Here is a 2,050-nt window from a genome sequence, read left to right as displayed (position 1 = left end):
TAGCGCGAGCCGGCGTTCGGCGGCTGACCGTTCCGCATCGGCGAAAAAGGGCTGGGCCACGCGGCGTAAAGCGGCTTCATCGAAGGCGAGCACTGCAAGGCCCGCGCGTTGAAGCGGTTTTTTTATGCGAAAAAGGCCGTTCCGGTCAATGCAGGAACGGCCTCTGTACTGTCACGCCAACCGCGTTACTTGACGGTTTCAAGCACCTTGCGAACCGTGCTGAAAATCTGCTCGATCTGGTCGTCTTCAATGATCAGCGGCGGCGAGAACGCCAAAATATCGCCCGTGTAACGCACGAGAACGCCTGCTTCGAAGCACTTCACAAATGCCTCATACGCACGCGCGCCCGGGGCGCCATCGCGAGGCTGCAACTCGATACCCGCAACCAGTCCGAGATTGCGGACGTCCTTTACATGCGGCGCATCGCGTAACGCGTGGGCTGCTGCTTCGAACTTTCCGGCCTTCGATGCCGCGCGTTCGAACAACTGATCGCGTGCATACAGGTCGAGCGTGGCGATGGCGGCAGCGGCTGCCATGGGGTGCGCGGAATACGTATAACCGTGGAACAACTCGATGCCATTCACCGCGCCCGCGTTGACGACCGTGTCGTGCACGTTGCGATGCGCGGCCACGGCGCCCATCGGAATGCTGGCGTTGTTGATGGCCTTGGCAAGCGTCATCAGGTCCGGCGTCACACCGAAGAACTCAGCGGCGGTTGCCTTGCCGAGACGGCCGAAGCCGGTGATGACTTCATCGAATATCAGCAGGATGCCGTGCTTCGTGCAGATCTCGCGCAGCTTCTGCAGATAACCTTGCGGCGGCACGAGTACGCCGGTCGATCCCGCGAGCGGCTCGACAATAACAGCCGCAATGGTCGATGCGTCGTGCAGCGCGACAATGCGTTCGAGTTCATCGGCAAGATGGGCGCCCCATGCCGGCTGACCCTTCGAGAACGCATTGTGATCCGGCGCATGAGTATGCGGCAGATGATCGACGCCCGGCAGCAACGCGCCCGAGAACGTCTTGCGGTTCGGTCCAATCCCGCCGACCGAAATACCACCGAAACCCACGCCGTGATAACCCCGTTCGCGACCGATCAGCTTCGTGCGCTGTCCTTCGCCTCGCGCGCGGTGATAGGCGAGGGCAATTTTCAGCGCGGTATCGACTGATTCGGAACCGGAGTTCGTGAAGAAGATGCGGTCGAGCCCTTCGGGCATGATCGCCGCGACTTTCGTGGCTGCTTCGAATGCAAGCGGATGGCCCATCTGGAAGGTTGGCGCGAAGTCGAGCGTGGCGGCCTGATGCTGGATGGCGGCGACGATTTCGTCGCGGCAGTGGCCCGCATTCACGCACCAGAGGCCGGCGCAACCGTCGAGGATTTCGCGGCCATCGGTCGATTTGTAGTACATGCCCTTCGCACCTTCGATCAGGCGCGGCGCCGCTTTGAATTGCCGGTTCGAGGTAAAGGGCATCCAGAACGACGAAAGGTCGTCGATGACGGGGCGCGAAGTCATGTGAAATCTCCTGTTAGAACACGCAATGTAGTCCTCGATAAAAACCCGCGGCATAGACAGTTGTCCTGTCGCGCGAAGAACTGTGCTGGCAGAATGATGGAAACTGTATTGGTGACGCCGCCGCATGTGCTTCACACTGATCCGGCTGGTTCACTTCCTTGATCATCCTCTTTTCAGCGATTCATGATCGAACTTCAACTGGACCGCGACCGGGCGCAGGCGACGCTCGTCGAGCAACTCGTGACTGCGTTCTCCAGCGCGATCGAACAGCAGACGCTGCGAGCCGGGGCGTTGCTGCCATCGGTGCGTCAGCTCGCGCAAACCGAACGCCTCAGCACGTTCACGGTCACCGAGGCATATGGACGGCTTGTGTCGATGGGACTCGTCGTCGCGCGGCGCGGTTCCGGCTCCTCTTCTATCCGAAAGACCTCGTGCAAAAGCGCGAACTCGAATACGCGAGCGGGAAGCTGACGTCCATCGAAATCAACGGCACCTTCTACGGCTCGCAGAAACCTTCGACATTCGCCAAGTGGCGA

General features: G+C 60.6%; 2 protein-coding genes and 1 pseudogene. 2 read left to right on the top strand and 1 reads right to left on the bottom strand.

Translation table 11 applies throughout. From position 1 onward, the window contains the following. Positions 1 to 185: 185 nt before the first annotated feature. Positions 186 to 1,514, bottom strand: coding sequence for an aspartate aminotransferase family protein (locus ACRXB1_RS35120; protein ID WP_062002567.1), 1,329 nt, complete (start codon positions 1,512 to 1,514; stop codon positions 186 to 188). 183 nt (positions 1,515 to 1,697) lie between these two features. On the opposite strand from ACRXB1_RS35120, the pseudogene ACRXB1_RS35115 reads away from it, so the two are divergent. Both ACRXB1_RS35115 and ACRXB1_RS35110 read left to right on the top strand, forming a co-directional pair. Further along, positions 1,698 to 1,922 (top strand): annotated as a pseudogene (locus tag ACRXB1_RS35115) (GntR family transcriptional regulator); the annotation flags it as partial. Then, positions 1,871 to 2,050, top strand: a 180-nt coding sequence (locus ACRXB1_RS35110) for a DUF72 domain-containing protein (RefSeq protein WP_449494664.1), incomplete at its 3' end; no start/stop codon positions are given. The pseudogene ACRXB1_RS35115 and the gene ACRXB1_RS35110, both read left to right, overlap by 52 nt.

The organism is Caballeronia sp. M23-90, assembly GCF_053574605.1.
Note: the sequence above shows the minus strand (reverse complement) of the source record. Positions and strands in the feature narration are given on the sequence as shown.

What these genes read in the sequence shown, in the direction of transcription:
- ACRXB1_RS35120 (WP_062002567.1), bottom strand. Translation starts at nt 1,514, where the DNA reads ATGACTTCGCGCCCCGTCATCGACGACCTTTCGTCGTTCTGGATGCCC.